This is a genomic window from Paraburkholderia sp. PGU19 (genome assembly GCF_013426915.1).
In the GTDB taxonomy this organism is placed as follows: domain Bacteria; phylum Pseudomonadota; class Gammaproteobacteria; order Burkholderiales; family Burkholderiaceae; genus Paraburkholderia.
In genome coordinates this window covers 1,387,472-1,407,554 of the sequence record NZ_AP023179.1, presented here as the reverse complement: position 1 = coordinate 1,407,554, position 20,083 = coordinate 1,387,472, and the positions used below count along the sequence as shown (strand labels likewise).

Here is a 20,083-nt window from a genome sequence, read left to right as displayed (position 1 = left end):
TTACGGTTCGAGATTCAACTCCTGAATCTTGCGCGTGATCGTATTGCGCCCGATGCCGAGCCGCTCGGCCGCTTCGACCTTGCGCCCGCGCGTGAAGTCGAGCGCTTCGCGGATCACAGCCGCTTCAAAACGGCGCGACAGCTCATCCATCACATCGGCGGCATTCTCGCGCAACAGCTTCGCGACTTCCGTGCGCAGCCCGCTCTCCCACGCGGCAACAGGCGACGGTATCACCACGCCGCCGGCAGCGACGGGCGCACCCGCGATCGGCGCCACGCCGTTTGTGACGCCACCGTTGCTCACTGAGCCGTCGATCGGCAGCGATCCCGCCGACGTCGCGAACTCCGCCCCGGCCTGCTGCGTCGATACGAGATCGGGCGGCAAGTCCTTGATCTCGATCGTCTGCGCGGGCGCCATCACGGTCAGCCAGTTCGCGAGATTTTCGAGTTGCCGAACGTTGCCCGGAAACGGCAGCGACGTCATATAGGCAAGCGCTTCATCCGACACGCGCTTCGGCTCGACACCAAGATCGCGCGCGCTCTTCTGCAAGAAGTGACGCGTTAGCAGCGGAATGTCCTCGCTGCGTTCACGCAGCGCCGGCAAGCGCAGACGGATCACGTTCAAGCGGTGATACAAGTCCTCGCGGAACAGTCCTTGCCGCACACGCGATTCGAGATTCTGGTGCGTCGCGGCGATCACGCGCACGTTCGCGCGCAGCGGGTTATGTCCGCCGACGCGATAGAACTGCCCATCCGACAGCACACGCAACAGACGCGTCTGCAAGTCGAATGGCATATCGCCGATTTCATCGAGAAACAGCGTGCCGTTCTCAGCCTGCTCGAAACGGCCCTGGCGCATCGCCTGCGCACCCGTGAACGCGCCACGCTCATGACCAAACAGTTCGGATTCCAGCAGATCTTTCGGAATCGCCGCCGTGTTCAATGCGATGAACGGACCGTTCGCGCGTGGGCTATGTCGGTGCAAGGCGCGCGCGACAAGTTCCTTACCGGTGCCTGATTCGCCCGTAATGAGCACGGTCGCGGCCGAATGCGACAGACGGCCTATCGCGCGGAACATGTCCTGCATCGCGGGCGCCTGACCGAGCATCTCGGGCGCTTCGGCAACGCGGTCGTCCCATGTGTGTTCGCCGCGCATGCTTTCGTCGACGGCGCGGCGAATCAGCTCGACGGCCTTATCGACGTCGAACGGCTTCGCGAGGTATTCGAATGCGCCGCCCTGAAACGCGGCCACGGCGCTATCGAGATCCGAGAACGCCGTCATGATGATGACGGGCAAGCCGGGCACGCGGTCGCGCACGGTCTGCAGCAGTTCGAGCCCGGAGCCGCCAGGCATCCTGATATCGGAGACGAGCACCTGCGGGCTGTCGTGTTCCAGTGCGCCCGCGGCTTCGCGCACATTCGCAAAGCTGCGCGTCGCGAAGTTCTCGCGTGCGAGTGCTTTTTCGAGCACCCAACGGATCGATTGATCGTCGTCTACTATCCAGATCGGCTTCATATAGGTCCGTCAGAAGTCTTGTCTTGCGTGTGGTGTAACCAGTCAAGTATCAGCTGTCGAGCGGCAGCAGAATCTGAAACTCGGTGTGACCCGGACGGCTCTCCACTTCGATCATCCCTTCGTGCTGTTGCACGAAAGTCTGCGCGAGCGTCAGGCCAAGACCGCTGCCGTCTTCCCTGCCCGATACGAGCGGATAGAAGATGCGGTCGCGTATGTCTTCGGGAATGCCGGGCCCGTTGTCGACGATATGCAAGTCCAGTGCCAGCTTGCAAAGACGTTTCGCGATCGTCACCTTGCGCGCCACGCGGGTACGCAACTCGATTCGCGCATCGCCTTGCGAGATGCGTTCGCGCAGCGCTTCGGCAGCATTGCGCACGATGTTCAGCAGCGCCTGGATTAGTTGCTCCTTGTCGCCGCGCAGATCGGGCACGCTGACGTCGTAGTCGCGCTCGATCGTCAGACCGCGCGGAAACTCCGCGAGAATCACCGCGCGCACGCGCTCGCAGACTTCGTGAATATTCACGTCGCCGACGATATGCGGATGACGATGCGGTTCGAGCAACCGGTCGACGAGCGTTTGCAGCCGGTCCGATTCCTTGATGACGACCTGCGTGTACTCGCGCAGCTCGTCGCGTTCGCGCGCGCCGAGTTCGAATTCGAGCAGTTGCGCCGCGCCGCGAATGCCGCCGAGCGGGTTCTTGATCTCATGCGCGAGATTGCGGATCAACTGCTTGTTGACGGCCGTCAGATCATGGATGCGCTCTTCGCGGTCGGACCTTAGATGACGCTCGTTCTCGAACAGCTCGAGCAGCACGTAGTCCTGCGCGCTTTCCAGGAAGCCGACGATCGCATGCACGTGCAGCGGCTCGTGGCCGGCGCGTTCGAGCACAGCATCCAGATGGGTCGCGTGAAAACGGTGAGCGGCGATCGCGGCGATGGTCGCCGTCAGTTCTTCGCCGTTCGTGAAGATGTCGGGCCAGGCCATTTGGGTGAGCTGCCGGCGCGACATTTCGAGCATCGACTCGGCCGACGGATTCGCGAACGCAACACGCAGCGTCCGCTTGTCGAGCACGAGCACGACGGTGGGCAGCGCCTCGAAGCCCGGCAGCAAACCGGATTCGACGAGTTGCGCATCATCCGACAATGCGTCGGTGTGCCCTTTTCTGGCCTTGATCAGGTTCTTCAATACCATCTTGCAGTCGGGTCTCGATAGCCTTGCATGGGACGGCAGCCAGCGCCAGAGCGCCAACCCCCGTCGACAGGAGATGGTGAGGCGGGCTTCATCGCACGCGGTTCAATACGTCAAATCAACAACACGCTGCAGCAGCCGTTCCGCAACAAAAACGTCACAACTTTCGATCCAACGAAAAAGGGACGGCGCCGCCGTCCCTTCGTGACCGATCGCAGCGTCGGGGCGTACGCTTCGCCGCATCTCGCGAACGAAGCGCAGCGCCACCTACAGCGATTACAGCGAGTAGTACAGTTCGAACTCGACCGGGTGCGTGGTCATACGCACGCGTTGCAGCTCGGTTTCCTTCAGTTCGAGGTAAGCGTCGATCATGCCGTCGGTGAACACGCCACCACGCGTCAGGAACTCACGGTCTGCGTCGAGTGCTTCCAGCGCCTGATCGAGGCCGGCGCACACGGTCGGGATCTTTGCATCCTCTTCCGGCGGCAGGTCGTACAGGTTCTTGTCGGCGGCTTCGCCCGGATGGATCTTGTTCTGCACGCCGTCCAGACCTGCCATCATCAGTGCCGAGAAGCACAGGTACGGGTTCGCGAGCGGATCCGGGAAGCGCGTTTCGATACGGCGGCCCTTCGGGTTCGGAACGTGCGGAATACGGATCGATGCCGAACGGTTACGTGCCGAGTAAGCCAGCTTCACAGGCGCTTCGAAGTGCGGCACGAGACGCTTGTACGAGTTCGTACCCGGGTTCGTGATCGCGTTCAGCGCGCGAGCGTGCTTGATGATGCCGCCGATGTAGAACAGCGCGAATTCCGACAGGCCAGCGTAGCCGTTGCCCGCGAACATGTTCTGGCCGTCCTTCCAGATCGACTGGTGAACGTGCATGCCCGAACCGTTGTCGCCGACGACAGGCTTCGGCATGAACGTCGCCGTCTTGCCGTACGTGTGCGCGACGTTGTGAACGATGTACTTCAGCTGTTGCGTCCAGTCAGCGCGTTGAACCAGCGTCGAGAACTTCGTGCCGATTTCGTTCTGGCCTTGACCTGCCACTTCGTGGTGGTGAACTTCAACGGGGATGCCGATCTGTTCGAGCAGCAGACACATTTCCGAGCGGATGTCCTGGAACGTGTCGACGGGAGCAACCGGGAAGTAGCCGCCCTTCGTACCCGGACGGTGACCCGTGTTGCCGCCTTCGAATTCCTTGCCCGACGACCACGGTGCTTCTTCCGAGCCGATCTTGACGAAGCAGCCCGATTGATCAGCAGCCCACTGGACCGAGTCGAAAATGAAGAATTCGGGTTCCGGACCGAAGTAGGCCGTGTCGCCCAGGCCCGTGCTCTTCAGATACGCTTCGGCGCGCTTTGCGAGCGAGCGCGGGTCGCGTTCGTAGCCCTTGCCGTCAGCCGGTTCGACGACGTCGCAGGTCAGCACGAGGGTCGACTCTTCGTAGAACGGGTCGATGAAGGCGGTGTCGGCGTCCGGCACGAGCAGCATGTCCGACGCTTCGATGCCCTTCCAGCCAGCAATCGAGGAACCGTCAAACGCATGGCCGCTTTCAAACTTGTCTTCGTCGAATGCCGACACCGGCACCGAAACGTGTTGCTCCTTGCCGCGCGTGTCGGTGAAACGGAAGTCGACAAACTTGACGTCCTCGTCCTTGACGAGCTGCATGACGTCGGCCACGGATTTACTCATAACCTATCTCCTGATTAACGAATTCGGCGGGTTCAGCCGCCGCCCAATCTAGCTGACCAGCCTCGATGCGTCCACCCCTCGATACGTACGGGTGGGGAAATATGATGCTGGCATCGGGCCAATCTGATCGGCACCAATAAAGCAGCTTCTGTGCCATGTTTGTGTTCCGTGTGCGCCACGTCGTTACAGCCCCAATGCCGACGCGCCTTCGCAGGGAATTTGCATACACCGTTTGCGGGAATTGTCCGGGGCCACGCGATGCATCTGCACCATGATTGTGCGCGCCCGTAGTCTGCGCCCGCTTAAGATTCCGTTTTGGTGCATAGCGCTCATTTTGCACCATTGTCGGGCGACACCGTCCATCGCCGAATTTCGCGCTGTGCGTGGCGGTGGGGCGTGCGCCGCGACGACACCTTGCTAGAATGTTTTTTTGGCCCCAAGGAGATTTGCTGTCATGAGTACGCTCGAACAGTTGTACAGCCAGGCTGAAAAGCGCCGTGTCGTCAATCAGCTCCCTTACGCGGGCGCCGTCACGCCTGCCGAGGCATTCGAGCTTCTGCAACTCGACCCGCGCACCCGTCTCGTCGATGTGCGCACGCGCGCCGAACTGGATTGGGTCGGCCGCCCCGTCGTCGGCGACGGCCAGTACGCGCATGTCGAATGGACGCGCTATCCGGGCGGCGTGCCGAATGCCGAATTCATCGATCAGCTGCGCCAGGTCGCGACGCCCGACACGCCCGTGCTGCTGCTGTGCCGCAGCGCGGCGCGCTCGAAGCTGGCAGCTATCGCCGCCACCCAGGCCGGCTTCACGAAGGCGCTGGATCTGCTCGAAGGCTTCGAAGGCGACAAGGATGGCCAAGGGCATCGGAAGACGGTGTCGGGCTGGTGTTTTCGCGGACTGCCGTGGATTGGCGCTTGACGGATCTCACGCACGCATAGGAGTAAGAAGCGCAGCCGTCGCTTCTTACGCACACGGCGCACGTTGCATACCGTGCGCCGTTTTCTTTTGGAATCGTCCGCGCGCGATGTGACACGCGGATGATGTTCTTAGGACCGGGACGCGTTGCACGCCCCTCTCCGCCGCGCTAGTTACGCGACTGCGCCTGCGCTGCCACTTCCGGCTCGACGATATCGCCGCCGAGCAGATGCACGCCTTCGCGCAGCTTCACGAACGCGGCCGCGACGGCTTCCGGCTCACCCTTCACGCCGAGGTCGATATGCCGGCGCGCATAGATGCCGCCGCGCTCCGAGTCACCAACGCTCGGCAGGCTGAATACGCGCACGCCCGGAAAGTCATGCTCGATCTTTTCCATCAGCGGCGTCAGCGTCGACTCGGGCAACTCGAAGACGAGCAGAGACTTTTCCGCATGCGGCGTCGAATGATGCAGATGCTGGTACTTCGTATCCAGCACCCATTCGATCATCGGCCAGGCCATCACCGGAAAGCCCGGGACGAAGTGATGATCTCCGACAGAAAAACCAGGAATCTTGTTGTACCCATTCGGAATGATCGACGCGCCGCGCGGATACGTGCCCATGTTCAAACGATGCAGGTTGTCCGGCGAATTGAAATCGACGGGCGCGGGCGAATTGGCCGGGTGCATCTCGCGGATGCGTTCCTGGATCAGCGCCTTTGCCTCGGGATGCAGTTCGAGCGGCACGGCAAGCGCGGCGGCGGCGCATTGGCGCGTGTGATCGTCGGGCGTTGCGCCGATGCCGCCCGTCGAGAACACGATATCGCCGGAAGCGAACGTGCGGCGCAAGGTCGCCGTGATGCGCTCCGGATCGTCGCCGATATATTCGGCCCATGACAGCGACAGGCCGCGCGCGCTCAGAAGCTGGATGACTTTCGGCAGATGCTTGTCGACGCGTCTGCCGGACAGGATTTCATCGCCGATGATGATGACGCCAAATGCCATTGAAGCCTCTTGTATCAGTAGGAGACAGGCGCTGTGCCGCGCGCGCCGTGGGGACCATGGTGACCGTTCCCGCCATGCTCGCCGGCGCGCATCCGCTGCAGCGCGCGCAGGCAGTAGTAGCCGAACCACAGCGCCGTGAACACGAGGATAAAAGCATAGATCCAGATGGTCACGGCAGTCATCACAGGGAACAGCACGATCAGCCACACGGACGACGCCCAGATCAACGTGGGCAGCGAGCCGAGCAGCCCGCTCGCCACGCCGATCAACAGCAGCGGCAGGCGATGCTGGCGCACCAGCGCGCGCCGTTCTTCGCTGCTGGCGTGCAGCGACAGCGCGTCGTACGTCATCACGCGGTAAGTGAGCCAGCCCACAGCAGCGGCGGAATCAGCGCGAAGAACGGCGGAATCAGCCACAGCGGCAGCGTGATCACGAGCACCAGCAGGCACACGAGCGTCGTCCATATGGAATGCACGAGGCTGCCGGCGAACGTGCCACCGTGCCGCATTTCCAGCGAGGCGAACTGCCGCTTCGACAGATGCCTGATCACGGCGGGCATCGACAGCGTTGCGATCAGCAGCAGCACCGTGACGACGATCAGCGGAATCGCGACAGCAATCACAATGAAAGGCGCCACGGCCGTATGCAGCGACGAAAAACCGAGCCAGTCGAATAGCCCATAGAGCGTGGTCGTGAGCGGCCAGCTTTCGAGCCAGTTACGCGTCGCGCCGATCAGGGTCTGCCAGGAAAACCACAGCGCCACGCCCCAGACGATCGTGGCTGCCGCGAACGGCATGAACGTCAGCCACAACATGCGTGGATGCAGCACGGAAGAAAGCGCGCGCCCGAACGAGCGCAGAAGATCATTCATGCGTAGTCGATGACGTGATGGGAATGCAGGAAAAGGAAGGAAACGTGGACAGGATAAACCACGCCGCGTGTCAGCGTCGAAAGTGAAAGCCGGCGCTGACCAGTGAATGTGCAAGCGAGTGCGCGAGCGTTGCTGCGCGGCCGGTGATAATCAGAAGCGAGCGCCCGGCCGAAAGAGGCATCGAAGGTGAAACGACAACGCAAACGAAAACGTGCTTACGCCGCGCCCCGCTGCTTCTTGCCAGCGATGCGCTGTCCAATGCGCACGAATGCGAGCCAGTGTTGCGCCCAGAAACCCTCGCCGTAGTGACGGCCACTGAGCTGATCGCGAATGCCCGTCGGCTCCATTTCGCGGCTCCACGACGCGCTGCCGAACAGCATGTCCCACCACGGGAAAAGCACACCGAAATTGCAGCCGTACTTGAGCCCTTCATGACCATAGCCGATTGCATGATGACGGCGATGGAAGGTCGGACTGACGAGCAGGCGCTCGCCGAGCCAGCCGAAATGCAGACGGATGTTCGCGTGCTGCACGCTCTGCGCGAGATTCGTGATCGCGACGAGCACGACGAACTGCGACGGCGGCACGCCGATGAACAGCGCGATCACGGCGAAGAAACATGCTTGCAGCAGATCGTCGAGCAGATGGTTGCGGTCGTCGGCCCACAGCGACATCTGCTGCTGGCTGTGATGCACCGCGTGCAGTTCCCACCACACACCGATCCTGTGCTGCCCGCGGTGATACCAGTAGCCCGCGAAGTCGAGCACCAGCAGATACATGACGAACGTGACGAACGGCTGCGTCGTGACACCGGGCCACAGATTGTCGAGTTCGATATTCGCGATGCCCTGCAAACGCAGCCAGCCCTGCACCGAGTCGAAAAACGGCTGCAGCGCGAAGAAGAAGAACAGATTCAGAATGCCGAGCTTGGCGATCCACGTGTAGAGCACGTCCACGCGCACCGCCTTGCGGTCCTTCCACTGCTCGACGGGCCGCAGCGCTTCCAGCGGACGCAGCAACGCATACATGGCGATAACTTCCAGCACGCCGACGATCACCCAGTACAGGCTGTCGTACGTGTCCTCGTCGTAGTCCATCAGGTTGAAATGGAACAGCAGCGGCTGCACGACGTCGACGTACAGCAGCGTCTGGACGGAAGAAACGAAGCTATCGAGACTGGAGGCGATCAGGTGGAACATGGTGCTCTTTATGCGTCGCGGTTCTGCTTCACTGCGCGGTTCAATATACGTTTTACCGCGCAATTCACGGCGCGCTGGCGAGGCACGCCGTCTGCATCATCATGCCCCGTTCGGCGCGGTGACGGGCGCGCGGTTGAAGAAATAGATGCCGTGCGGCGAACGGCCGACGGCGATCGTCTGGATCAGCTTGTGCGTAGTCAGGTCGATGACACCGACATGCTTCGCAAAACGGAACGTTACCCACAGATAGCGTTTGTCGGCGGAAAGTTCCATGTCGTCCGGTCCCGGCATCAGGCCCGTGATGTCGCCGACGTTGGTGAGCGTGTCTTCGTCGAGGATGCTGATCGTGCTGGCCACGCGGTTCGACACAGCCACATGCTTGCCGTCCGCGAGCGAGCGGAAGTTGTGCGCGCCCTTGCCCGTCGTGATCGTCTTCACGATCTTCTGATTGCGCCAGTCGACGACGGCGACATAGTCCGCACCCGTCATGCCGATCAACAGGTATTTGTCGCCCGGCGTCATCCACAGACCGGCCGGCACCTTGCCGACTTTCATCTTCCACTTGACCGTCTGCGTGGCGAGATCGACGGCGGCGAGTTCACCCGACACCTGCAGCGTGACGAACACCGTCTTGCTGTCGTTCGTGAACGCCATGTGGCTCGGCATCACGGCGAGCGGCAGGCGGCTCGCGAGCGTCATGTTGTGGCCGTCGTAGTGATAGATGTCGAGGCGGTCGAGGCGCAAGCCCGTCGTCACGAGCCACTTGCGATCCGGCGAGAAACCGATCTGATACGGGTCTTCGATGTTCTCGACCCAGCGTTGCGGCTTGCCTGTTTTCGGATCGACGAACATCAGATTGTTCGACACCGAATTCGCGACGATCAGCGACGAATTGTCCGGCGTCGGCATCAGGTGATGCGGTTCCTTGCCGGTCGGCACCGTGTCGATCACCTGACGTGTCGACTCGTCGATCAGGCTCAGCGTGGCTTCGCCGGAGTTGAGCACGATCACGTTGTTGGCGAGAACTGGCGTGGAGAAGAAGCTTGCTGCCGCGACGAGCGCCGCGCCTGCCGCAAACGTGCTGGTCAGGCCGGGAAGGGAAAATTTGCGCATGAAAACTCACATCAGGGGGTAATCGCCATTGTAGAACGTTTGCGTGACTCTTCGGTTGACCTCGATCGGGGAAAAGGCAGACGTTGCGGCGCGGTGCCGCAGGGTGCGCGCAATGCGTTGCGAGCGGCTACGCCCGCTGTCCAGGCCGCACGATTTTTTGTACCGAATCGATACGATTATCGCATTTACGAATCAGACGCCACTATATGACCACATTATCAATCGAGATTATTCGGCGATTATCCAGCACATGTTTCCACCATTTAGGAGCGAAATCTCCGAACGTTATTAATTAAGAATTACCTCATATCGAATCAAACTCCGCGCCTTAAGAATTCGTGAACGCAACACCCGCTTCGACGTTTGCCAGCATGTGGAAACGAGCCGGCCAGCACGGACTGAATAAGTCCGCGCTGCGACAAACATCTTTCCCAGTGACGAAAGCGGGTTTTGCCAGTTTCGATGCTTTGTCTTGTCCGGCGTTTCCGAGTATTTGCTGTCCAGTCTTACCGGAGTTTGAGGCATGAAAATAATGAATAAGATGGCGCAAGAATCAACTGCAATCCGTCGCGCCATATTGAACGACCGCAATGTACTGCGTTCGGCACGCACTTCGACCATCGCGCTGTTGGCGTTTGCGAGTTTCTTGTGGCTGTCCGCGACGGTTGACGCCAATGCGGCCGTCACGATGGGCAACGGCGCAAGCACCGTGGACGCCACTGGCGTGGCGCTTGGAGACACGTCGTTTGCCGGTGCGGATGCGACGGCCGTCGGCGACACATCGACGGCGAGCATCAACAACGCCACGGCTATCGGCGCGCATTCGCGTGCGATGGCGGCCTCGGCGACCTCGCTGGGCGACACCGCGCAGGCAAACGCCGCCCAGTCGCTCGCGCTGGGCGCCAATTCGATGGCGACATTCAGCAACAGCGTGGCGCTCGGTTTCGGCTCTGCGACGCTGTACGGCGCGCAAACGGGCTACGTCGCGTTCGGGCTGGACGCGCCGCAAAATTCTGTTGGCGAGGTCAACGTCGGCAATCGCACGATCAGCGGCGTGGCGGCGGGCCGCGTCGACCAGGACGCCGTGAACGTCGCGCAACTGAAGGCGGTGGCGAGCAAGATCGATGGCGCCGTGATGTACGACCGCAACCCGGACGGGTCGATCAATCATGACAGCATCACGTTGCAAGGTGATCCGGCGAACGGCGGCACGCGGATTGGCAACGTTGCCGATGCCGTCGACACGCACGACGCCGTGAACCTCGGCCAGTTGTCCGCGATGCTCGGCAATGCCGTCGGCAACATCACCGTCAACACGTCGAACCCGATGTTCAGCGCCGAGGGCTCGCCCGCTACCGAGCCGGCGCAAGCAAGCGGCGTGCACTCGATCGCAGCGGGCGCGAATGCGCAGGCGGGCGGCACCAATGCCGTCGCGCTCGGCGCCGGCTCGAACGCAAGCGCGGACAATTCGGTGGCGCTCGGTCAGGGCTCGGTCGCCGATCGCTCGAACACGGTCTCCGTCGGCGCGTCGGGACAGGAACGGCAGATCGCGAACGTCGCGGCGGGCGCTCAGGGCACGGATGCCGTCAACGTGAACCAGCTGAATCAGGGTTTGAGCGGCGCGGTCGGCCAGGCGAAAGCCTATACCGACGACCAGGTCCGATCGGCGCGCAAAGACGGCTATGGGGGCGCCGCAGCGGCGATCGCGATGGCGGGCCTGCCGCAAGCCGTGCTGCCGGGGCGCGGGATGGTCGCGATGGCGGCCGGCACGTATGGCGGCCAGTCGGCGATGGCGCTCGGCGTATCGAAACTCTCGGACTCGGGCAAATGGGCCTACAAGCTGCAGGGTACGGCGAGCACGCGTGGCGAACTGGGCGGGTCGATCGGGGCCGGCATGCACTGGTAACACGCTGCGCGATTCGCGCACAGCAGCGAAAAAATCACAGGGTGTGAGTTCCGCGTGCGACGCGCTGAGCACGCGGCGTCAGGCCGCATCTGCGGATTGCGACGTATTGCTGATAGCGGCAAAACCGGGCGCGCCTGGCGAAGCGCGCCCGAATCGGTCACCGCTGCATCGACTCCCACACCTTGTAGAGACGCTTGACGGAAACAGGCATCGGCGTGCGCAGTTCCTGCGCGAACAGCGACACACGCAGTTCCTCCAGCAGCCAGCGGAACTCGGCAAGCCGGGCATCCGGCACGCCGCCGCGCTGCGCGAGCGCTCGCTGGTAGTTCTGCGCGAGCGGCTGAAACTCTGCGAACTGACGCGCGTCGCGTGCCGAGTCCGCTTTCAGTTTGTCGATGCGCAGCGCAATGCCCTTCAGATAGCGCGGGAAATGCGTCAACTGAGCGTACGGCGTATCGACGATAAAGCGTTTGCCGATCAGCGCGTCCAACTGGTTCTGCATGTCGGCAAAAGCAGCGGCGAACGGTTTCGCCTGCGCGAGTTTCTTCACGACGGCCGAATACTCGCCAAGAATCTGTCCGCCAAGGCGGGCAATCTCTTGCGCGAGCAACGTCAGCCGGCTGCGGCCTTCGTCCTTGCGCGCGTGGAAGCTCGCGTCGTCGTCGGGCAGCGGGTCTTGCAGGCACGCGCGGTCGAGCGCGGTGTCGATCAGTTGATCGCGCAGTTCCTCCTGCGTGCCGCGCGGCATGAACTGCATCGCCATTTCGCGCAAGCCCGGCAGATTCTTTTCGAGGTATTTGATCGGCTCGCGCAACTGCAGCGCGAACAAGCGCCGCAAGCCCGCGCGATGGATACGCGCGGCCTCGTCCGGCGAATCGAACACTTCGACGTCGCAATGCGTGCCGCGATCGACGAGCGCCGGATAACCGAACAGCGTATGTCCGCCGCGCCGGATTTCGAGAAGCTCGGGGAGCTTGCCGAAGTTCCACGTCGTCAGGTTTTCGTAGAGGGCTGTCGCCGGCGCGGCCGCCCCTTCGCCTGCAGCGGGCGTGTGCGGCGCGGCTGAGGCGCCACGCGCACCGCCGCTCGCCCCACTCGCGCCACGCGCCGCCCCGCCTGCGGTGCCGCCCGCCGTGCCCCCTATTGCTCCGCGCGCAGCGGCATCGCTGCCGCCCGAGCCCGCATTCGCGAGCGCCGCACCCGCCGCGCTCGACGCGATTTTCTGGAACTGCTGTTGCGCCTGGCCGCCCAGTTCCGCGCGCAGCTGCGCGAGATTGCGGCCCATCGCGAGCTGCCGGCCGTGCTCGTCGATCACCTTGAAGTTCATGAACAGGTGCGGCGCGAGCGTTTCGAGCTTGTAGTCCGACTGCTTCGTCGCGACCTGCGTCTGCTCGCGGACATCGGCGATCACCGTGTCGAGCAGTCCGCCCGCGCCGAATTTAGGCCCGCTGTGCCGCTCGACGAAACCCGCCGCGTACTCCGGCAACGGCACGACGTGACGGCGCAGCTTCTGCGGCAACGATTTGAGCAGCAGTTGCGTCTTTTCCTTCAGCATGCCGGGCACGAGCCACTCGACACGCCGCGCGTCCACCTGATTCAGCGCGTACAGCGGCACGGCGAGCGTCACGCCATCGCGCGGCGAACCCGGCTCGAAGTGATAGGTCAGCGTCATGTCCACGCCCGCCATCGTCATCCGTTTCGGGAACAGGTCGGTCGTGACGCCCGCCGCCTCGTGACGCATCAGATCGTCGCGCGACAGATACAGCAGGCGCAGCTTGTCTTCCTGCTGCCCGCTCTTCTTCACTTCATCGCGATACCAGCGCTCGAACGCGGCGCCCGTATGGATACCGTTCGGCACAGCCTGATCGTAGAACGCGTAGATCAGTTCGTCGTCGACTAGAACGTCCTGGCGACGCGACTTGTGCTCGAGCTGTTCGATATCGGCGAGCAGCTTGCGGTTGTGCGCGAAGAACGCGAGCTTCGTGTCGAACTCGCCTTCAACCAGCGCGCCGCGGATGAACAGTTCTCTCGCTCGCGCCGGGTCCTGCTTGCCGAAACTGACGCGCCGCCGGTGATACACAGGCAAGCCGTACAGCACAGCGCGCTCGAACGCTGAAACCTGCGCCGCACGCTTTTCCCAGTGCGGCTCGGAGAGCGACTTCTTCAACAGATGCGCGCCGACGCGCTCGATCCACTCCGGCTCGATCTTCGCGATGCAGCGCGCGTAGAGCCGGCTCGTCTCGACGAGCTCCGCCGCTATCACCCACTTGCCCGCCTTCTTCACGAGCGCCGAGCCGGGCCACAGATAAAACTTGATGCTCCGCGCGCCGAGATAGTACGGCTCGTCGTCGGCCTTCAGACCGATATTGCCGAGCAGGCCCGTCAGGAGCGCGAGATGAATCTGCTCGAAGGTCGCTTCGCTGTCGTTCACGCGCCAGCCGTGTTCGCGAACCACCGTCAGCAGTTGCGAATGCACGTCGCGCCATTCGCGCAGACGCAAATGCGACAGGAAGTTCTGCTTGCACGCATCGGTCAACTGCCGGTTCGACTTCTTGTGCGCGATGGCCTCTTCGAACCACGCCCAGATTTTCAGCCATTGCAGAAACTCAGAGCGCTCGTCGGCGAACTTGCGGTGCGCCTGGTCTGCTTGTTCCTGCGCGTCGATGGGACGGTCGCGCGGGTCCTGCACGGACAGCGCACTCGCGATGATCAGCACTTCGCGCAGCGCCTGCTGGTCGCGCGCGCCGAGAATCATCCGGCCGACGCGCGGATCGAGCGGCAGGCGCGCGAGTTCGCGGCCGAGCGGCGTCAGCGCGTTGTCGTCGTCGACGGCGCCGAGTTCGTTCAGCAGTTGATAACCGTCGGCGATCGCGCGGCCTGGCGGCGGCTCGATGAACGGGAAGGTTTCGATCGCCGTCAGATGCAGCGACTTCATCCGCAGAATGACGGACGCAAGCGACGACCGCAGAATCTCCGGGTCCGTGAAGCGCACGCGCCCCTGGAAATCGGTTTCCTCGTAAAGACGAATGCAGATGCCGTCAGCGACGCGGCCGCAACGCCCTGCCCGCTGGTTCGCCGCCGCCTGCGAAATCGATTCGACCTGCAACTGCTCGACCTTGTTGCGATACGAGTAGCGCTTCACACGCGCGAGGCCCGTGTCGACCACGTAGCGGATGCCCGGCACCGTCAGCGAGGTTTCGGCGACGTTGGTCGCGAGCACGATGCGCCGCGCGTTCGACGGACGGAATACGCGTTCCTGCTCAGCCGCCGACAGCCGCGCGAACAGCGGCAATATCTCCGTGTGCGGCGGATGGTGCTTGCGCAGCGCTTCGGCCGCATCGCGAATCTCGCGCTCGCCGGGCAGGAACACGAGCACGTCGCCGGGGCCTTCGCGGCACAGTTCGTCGGCGGCTTCGACGATCGCGTCCATCAGATCGCGGTCGGTTTCCCGCTGTGTTTTCGGGCGATCGCCACGCTCCCGGCCCGCATTGCCTTCCGCAGATTTCACCGCCGGCGAATCTTCCGCGACGGGACGATAGCGGACCTCGACGGGATACAGACGGCCGCTCACCTCGATCACAGGCGCCGGTTTTTCTTCGGAGCCGAAATGACGCGCGAAGCGATCGGCATCGATGGTTGCGGACGTCACGATCAGCTTCAGATCGGGGCGCTTCGGCAAAATCTCTTTCAGATAGCCGAGCAGGAAATCGATGTTCAGGCTGCGCTCGTGCGCTTCGTCGATGATCAGCGTGTCGTACGCCTTCAGCAGCGGGTCGGTCTGCGTTTCCGCGAGCAGAATGCCGTCCGTCATCAGCTTGACGGACGCACCGGGCGCGAGATTGTCGGTGAAACGCACCTTGTAGCCGACCACTTCGCCGAACGGCGTGCCGAGTTCCTCGGCGATGCGCCGGCCCGTCGCCGATGCCGCGATCCGGCGCGGCTGCGTGTGACCGATCAGCCCGTTGCCGCCCGCGCCGAGCCCGCGTCCGAGCGCGAGACAGATTTTCGGCAATTGTGTCGTCTTGCCCGAGCCCGTCTCGCCGCTGACGATCACGACCTGGTGGCCCGCGATCGCACGCGCGATTTCCTCGCGTCGGCCCGAGACGGGCAGCGCCTCGGGGAACGTGATGGGCGGAATGGGATTCGGCACGACGACGCGCGCGGGCTTGCGCGGCTCGCGCGGCGTGTTGCGCTGATTTTCTCCACCCGGCTCGCGCGGCGTGTCGCGCTGCTTCCCGGCGCCCGGCTCCCGCGACGCATTGCGCTGTTTTTCTCCGCCCGGCTCGCTGCCGGCGCGTGGGTTGCCTTGCGGTTTGGCTTGCGAGTCGAGCGGCGGGTTGCCTTGAGTACGCGGCGCTTGTTGCTGGCGGGCGCCACCTGTCTGATCCCGTCCACGCTTGCCCTGCTGGTCCCGCTGCCGGTTCGGCGCGTCGTTCTGTGGCCCGCGCGCACCGCTTTTCGCTGCGTTTGCGCCTTGCTGTTTATTCGCGTCACCGTGCGCGGAAGCGCCCGAACGCGGCGCATTCGCAACATTCACGGAAACGTCACGACGCGAAGCGTCACCGCGCGCGTCACGCGTCGCGTCCTGATGGCCGCGCGGCGCGGGGCTCGCAGCGTCTTTCGCGGCAGCGTCAGCCGCGTTTTTCGTATCGGCTCCAGCGGAGCTTTTGGGTACATTCGACATGGGGGCGCATTATAATCCGGGGCATGAATTCCCAAACCGACCTCGTCCCCACGCCCGCCAGCTCGCCGGCCTCGTCCAGCGACTCGGAAGCCATGCTGCAACACGCGCAATTCGTCGACTGGATGCGATCGGTCGCGCCGTACATCCACGCGTTCCGAAACAAGACGTTTGTCGTCGGCTTCGGCGGCGAAGTCGTGCATCAGGGTCTGCTCAACGCGCTGGTGTCCGATATCGCGCTGTTGCAGGCGATGGGTATCCAGATCGTGCTCGTACACGGCTCGCGTCCGCAAGTGGAAGAGCAGATGAGCCTGCACGGCGTCGAGTCCGAGTTTTCGCACGGCATGCGCATCACCAATGCGCGCGCGCTCGAATCCGCGAAAGAAGCGGCGGGCGAAGTGCGTCTGGACATCGAGGCCGCGATCAGCCAGGGCTTGCCGAACACGCCGATGGCGCACGCGCACATCAGCGTGGTGTCGGGCAACTTCGTGACGGCGCGGCCCGTAGGCATTCTCGACGGGGTCGATTTCCAGCATACGGGCGTGGTGCGCAAGATCGATGCCGAGTCGATCCGCCAGACGCTTTCGAGCGGCAAGATCGTGCTGCTCTCGCCGCTCGGCTTCTCGCCGACAGGCGAAGCATTCAATCTGTCGATGGAAGACGTCGCGTCGGCCGCCGCGATTGCGCTACGCGCCGACAAGATCGTCTTTCTCACCGAGACGGAAGGCCTGCTCGACGAAGAAGGCGCGCTGATCCGCGAGTTGTCGCTGGACGACGCGTACCGCCTGCATGAAGGCGGCGTCGTGACGGGCGATGCCGGTTTCTATCTGAAGCACTCCATTCGCGCGTGCCGCGGCGGCGTCGCGCGTTCGCACATCATTCCGTACGCGCTCGACGGCAGCCTGCTGCTGGAACTGTTCCTGCACGATGGCGTGGGTACGATGATCTCGTACGAGAACCTCGAAAGCCTGCGCGAAGCGACGCCGGACGACGTCGGCGGCATTCTGACGCTGATCGAGCCGCTCGAAAGCGACGGCACGCTGGTGCGGCGTGGGCGTCACCAGATCGAGCGCGACATCGACCATTTCTCGGTGATCGAGCACGATGGCGTGCTGTTCGGCTGCGCGGCGCTGTATGCGTATCCGGCGGAGCGCATCGGCGAGATGGCGTGCCTGACGGTCTCGCCGGAAGCACAAGGCTCGGGCGACGGCGAACGGCTGCTCAAGCGCATCGAGCAGCGCGCACGGGCGCGCGGATTGACGCGTATCTTCGTGCTGACGACGCGCACCGAACACTGGTTCCTCAAGCGCGGCTTCGTGAAGGTCACGGTCGACGACCTGCCCGAAGACCGCCGCCGCCTCTACAACTGGCAGCGCAAGTCGCTCGTGCTGATGAAACAGCTCTGAGCGCTCACAATAACGACGCGCCGCCGTTCCACATCGATCACAGGAGAAGCACAGCATGACTCGCATGGTTCAATGCACGAAGCTCGGCAAGGAAGCCGAAGGTCTCGATTTCCCGCCGCTGCCGGGCGAACTCGGCAAGCGGATCTACGAGAGCATTTCGAAGGAAGCATGGCAGCAATGGCTCAAGCAGCAGACCATGCTGATCAATGAAAACCGCCTGAACATGGCGGACCCGCGCGCACGCCAGTATCTGATGAAGCAGACGGAGAAATTCTTCTTCGGCGAAGGCGCCGATCAGGCTACGGGCTACGTGCCGCCCTCGGAAGGCTGAGCTTTCGTCGCGGCAGTTCGCGACAGGCAATGAAGAATCCGCGCGCGGTGCGCGGATTTTTTTCGCCTGTTTCCGGCCGCCGGGCAGCTCCGCTGCGGCCGGCAGATTGAACGAAACCGTTAATCCCGAGCCGCTTTTTCTGCACCCGCCGAATTCCCGCAATCCCCCGCCAGGCAACGGATTGCGCGCCCTCACCCGCCCCGCGCCGGACAGTCGGTTTGCGCGATCCTCGCTTATCGTGCTATCATGTGCTTCGTTCTAACAGCATTAACCCTTCATTCGCGTTCAGTTTGCACCTTGGCCGCCGTGCGTGCCAGGTTCGGATTGAATTGTTTTTTATACAAGAAGGCTTGTCGGTTGTTTCGTTGCAAGTCGCGTCGGTCCGATCGGCGCGATCCAGAGCGACGCCTCGCCGGCCTTTTTCGTTTCAAGCCTTTTCAAGCGGCATGAGCGCACCGCGTGCGTGCATGTCCTCCGGTATCTGCCCCCCTGCAAGGCCACGTGGGTACCAACGTTTAGCAGCAACTAACAAAGTGCAATTTCGCGACGACCTTCGCGATGCACGGGCGTTACTTTTTCTGCGCAAAGTGCTTATGCACGTCTGCGCAGTACGCCTTTGCGTGGTCCGTGCGAGGCGCTACGCCTGTTCGCATCGACCGCTCGCGAAACTGCACTTTCCAGCAATCCGTGGCGGAGCGCTTTTTGCGTTCGGCCGCAGTCATAGGAGCTTGTACCTTGACCGCTTCCAGCAACGGTTTCTGGCGACATAAGAACAAAGACAACAGCCTGACTCTCGACGACATCACCGTCGTCGACAATTCCCTTCTCAAACGTGCCGTCGGCGCCATGGCGCTCGGCAACGCAATGGAATGGTTCGATTTCGGCGTGTACAGCTATATCGCTGTCACGCTCGGCAAAGTGTTCTTCCCGTCGAGCAGCCCGTCGGCGCAGTTGATCGCGACCTTCGGCACGTTTGCCGCCGCGTTCCTCGTGCGCCCGATCGGCGGCATGGTGTTCGGGCCGCTCGGCGACCGCATCGGCCGTCAGCGCGTGCTCGCAATGACGATGATCATGATGGCCGTCGGCACGTTCGCGATCGGCCTGATCCCGAGCTATGGTTCGATCGGCATTCTCGCGCCCGCGCTGCTGCTCGTCGCGCGTCTCGTGCAGGGCTTTTCGACGGGCGGCGAGTATGGTGGCGCCGCTACCTTTATCGCCGAGTTTGCGACGGATCGGCGCCGTGGCTTCGCGGGGAGCTTCCTCGAATTCGGCACGCTGGTCGGCTATATCCTCGGCGCAGGCACGGTTGCCGTGCTGACGGCGACGCTGTCGCAGGAAGCGCTGCTGTCGTGGGGCTGGCGCGTGCCGTTCTTCATCGCGGGTCCGCTGGGCCTTGTGGGCCTGTATATCCGGATGAAGCTCGAAGAGACGCCTGCGTTCAAGAAGGAAGCGGAAGCGCGTGAAGCGGACGAGATGTCGCGTCCGAAGCAGAAGTTCGTGGAACTGCTCGCGCAGCAATGGAAGCCGTTGCTGCTGTGCGTCGGCCTCGTGCTGATCTTCAACGTCACCGACTACATGGCGCTGTCGTATCTGCCGAGCTACCTGTCGGCCACGCTGCACTTCAACGAATCGCACGGTCTGTTCCTCGTGCTGCTCGTGATGGTGCTGATGATGCCGATGACGCTCTACGCGGGTCATCTGTCCGATAAGATCGGCCGCAAGCCCGTCATGCTGCTCGGCTGCGTGGGTCTGTTCGCGCTGTCGATTCCGGCGCTGCTGCTGATCCGTATGGGCACGGTGCTGCCCGTGTTCAGCGGCCTGCTGATTCTCGGCGCGCTGCTGTCGACGTTCACGGGCGTGATGCCGTCGTCGCTGCCGGCCCTCTTCCCGACGAAGATCCGTTACGGCGCGCTGGCGATTGGCTTCAACGTGTCGGTGTCGCTGTTCGGCGGTACGACGCCGCTGGTGACGGCATGGCTGGTCGATCGCACCGGCAATCTGATGATGCCCGCGTACTACCTGATGGGTGCGTCGATCATCGGTATCGTCTCGGTGCTGGCGCTGCGTGAAACGGCTCGCAAGCCGTTGCTCGGCTCGGGTCCGTGCGTCGCGACGCGTGCCGAAGCGCATGCCGTGCTGCGCGGCGAGCGCGAAGCCGTGGAACTCGAGGAAGCGTATGCCTCCGCCGTGACGGCGCGTGCATAAGCGACATCGATTCACGTGTTGAATTGAATCGGGTCAGCTTCCGCTGACCCGATTTT

Annotated in this window: 12 protein-coding genes and 1 pseudogene; 5 read left to right on the top strand and 8 right to left on the bottom strand. The window is 63.0% G+C overall.

Features of this window, described 5'->3' with window-relative positions; translation table 11 throughout:
* From ntrC to glnA, 3 genes are all read right to left on the bottom strand, one after another.
* Complete coding sequence (ntrC, locus tag H1204_RS06545; RefSeq protein WP_180730468.1) at positions 1-1,515, bottom strand: nitrogen regulation protein NR(I); 1,515 nt, start codon at positions 1,513-1,515, stop codon at positions 1-3.
* A 49-nt stretch (positions 1,516-1,564) separates the two neighbouring features.
* Positions 1,565-2,707 carry a nitrogen regulation protein NR(II) gene (gene glnL, locus H1204_RS06540; RefSeq protein ID WP_180730467.1) on the bottom strand — a complete coding sequence of 381 codons (1,143 nt, stop codon included), beginning with the start codon at positions 2,705-2,707 and terminating at the stop codon, positions 1,565-1,567.
* A 273-nt stretch (positions 2,708-2,980) separates the two neighbouring features.
* Positions 2,981-4,396: a type I glutamate--ammonia ligase gene (gene glnA, locus H1204_RS06535; protein ID WP_180730466.1), complete on the bottom strand. Its 1,416-nt coding sequence runs from the start codon at positions 4,394-4,396 to the stop codon at positions 2,981-2,983.
* 454 nt (positions 4,397-4,850) lie between these two features.
* Between glnA and H1204_RS06530 the strand changes: the two genes are divergently transcribed.
* A complete protein-coding gene (locus H1204_RS06530) occupies positions 4,851-5,315 on the top strand; it encodes a rhodanese-like domain-containing protein (protein WP_180730465.1) in 465 nt (154 codons plus the stop codon).
* A 166-nt stretch (positions 5,316-5,481) separates the two neighbouring features.
* Here the strand turns inward: H1204_RS06530 and H1204_RS06525 are convergent, their stop codons facing one another.
* The 4 genes and pseudogenes from H1204_RS06525 to H1204_RS06510 all read right to left on the bottom strand — a co-directional run bounded on the left by H1204_RS06525 (position 5,482) and on the right by H1204_RS06510 (position 9,498).
* Positions 5,482-6,315: a molybdopterin-binding protein gene (locus H1204_RS06525; protein ID WP_180730464.1), complete on the bottom strand. Its 834-nt coding sequence runs from the start codon at positions 6,313-6,315 to the stop codon at positions 5,482-5,484.
* 14 nt (positions 6,316-6,329) lie between these two features.
* Positions 6,330-7,186, bottom strand: a pseudogene (locus tag H1204_RS06520) (EI24 domain-containing protein).
* A gap of 215 nt (positions 7,187-7,401) precedes the next feature.
* On the bottom strand, positions 7,402-8,385 hold the full coding sequence (locus tag H1204_RS06515; RefSeq protein WP_180730463.1) for a sterol desaturase family protein: 984 nt from the start codon (positions 8,383-8,385) through the stop codon (positions 7,402-7,404).
* A gap of 99 nt (positions 8,386-8,484) precedes the next feature.
* Positions 8,485-9,498: a beta-propeller fold lactonase family protein gene (locus H1204_RS06510; RefSeq protein ID WP_180730462.1), complete on the bottom strand. Its 1,014-nt coding sequence runs from the start codon at positions 9,496-9,498 to the stop codon at positions 8,485-8,487.
* 523 nt (positions 9,499-10,021) lie between these two features.
* Between H1204_RS06510 and H1204_RS06505 the strand changes: the two genes are divergently transcribed.
* Entirely contained in the window at positions 10,022-11,404 is a 1,383-nt protein-coding gene (locus H1204_RS06505; RefSeq protein ID WP_180730461.1) for a YadA family autotransporter adhesin, read from the top strand.
* 157 nt (positions 11,405-11,561) lie between these two features.
* Here the strand turns inward: H1204_RS06505 and hrpA are convergent, their stop codons facing one another.
* Complete coding sequence (hrpA, locus tag H1204_RS06500) at positions 11,562-16,088, bottom strand: ATP-dependent RNA helicase HrpA (protein ID WP_180730460.1); 4,527 nt, start codon at positions 16,086-16,088, stop codon at positions 11,562-11,564.
* Positions 16,089-16,111: 23 nt separating this feature from the next.
* Here hrpA and argA point away from each other — a divergent pair, with 23 nt between their 5' ends.
* The 3 genes from argA to proP all read left to right on the top strand — a co-directional run bounded on the left by argA (position 16,112) and on the right by proP (position 20,027).
* Entirely contained in the window at positions 16,112-17,491 is a 1,380-nt protein-coding gene (gene argA, locus H1204_RS06495) for an amino-acid N-acetyltransferase (RefSeq protein ID WP_180730459.1), read from the top strand.
* A 55-nt stretch (positions 17,492-17,546) separates the two neighbouring features.
* A complete protein-coding gene (locus H1204_RS06490; protein ID WP_131242962.1) occupies positions 17,547-17,822 on the top strand; it encodes an oxidative damage protection protein in 276 nt (91 codons plus the stop codon).
* Between the two features lie 735 nt (positions 17,823-18,557).
* Positions 18,558-20,027: a glycine betaine/L-proline transporter ProP gene (gene proP / locus H1204_RS06485; protein ID WP_180730458.1), complete on the top strand. Its 1,470-nt coding sequence runs from the start codon at positions 18,558-18,560 to the stop codon at positions 20,025-20,027.
* Positions 20,028-20,083 lie beyond the last annotated feature (56 nt).

Excerpts from the sequence above, each read along its gene's own strand:
- ntrC (WP_180730468.1), bottom strand. The coding sequence starts at position 1,515 with ATGAAGCCGATCTGGATAGTAGACGACGATCAATCGATCCGTTGGGTG.
- glnL (WP_180730467.1), bottom strand. The coding sequence starts at position 2,707 with ATGGTATTGAAGAACCTGATCAAGGCCAGAAAAGGGCACACCGACGCA.
- glnA (WP_180730466.1), bottom strand. The coding sequence starts at position 4,396 with ATGAGTAAATCCGTGGCCGACGTCATGCAGCTCGTCAAGGACGAGGAC.
- H1204_RS06530 (WP_180730465.1), top strand. The coding sequence starts at position 4,851 with ATGAGTACGCTCGAACAGTTGTACAGCCAGGCTGAAAAGCGCCGTGTC.
- H1204_RS06525 (WP_180730464.1), bottom strand. The coding sequence starts at position 6,315 with ATGGCATTTGGCGTCATCATCATCGGCGATGAAATCCTGTCCGGCAGA.
- H1204_RS06515 (WP_180730463.1), bottom strand. The coding sequence starts at position 8,385 with ATGTTCCACCTGATCGCCTCCAGTCTCGATAGCTTCGTTTCTTCCGTC.
- H1204_RS06510 (WP_180730462.1), bottom strand. The coding sequence starts at position 9,498 with ATGCGCAAATTTTCCCTTCCCGGCCTGACCAGCACGTTTGCGGCAGGC.
- H1204_RS06505 (WP_180730461.1), top strand. The coding sequence starts at position 10,022 with ATGAAAATAATGAATAAGATGGCGCAAGAATCAACTGCAATCCGTCGC.
- hrpA (WP_180730460.1), bottom strand. The coding sequence starts at position 16,088 with ATGTCGAATGTACCCAAAAGCTCCGCTGGAGCCGATACGAAAAACGCG.
- argA (WP_180730459.1), top strand. The coding sequence starts at position 16,112 with ATGAATTCCCAAACCGACCTCGTCCCCACGCCCGCCAGCTCGCCGGCC.
- H1204_RS06490 (WP_131242962.1), top strand. The coding sequence starts at position 17,547 with ATGACTCGCATGGTTCAATGCACGAAGCTCGGCAAGGAAGCCGAAGGT.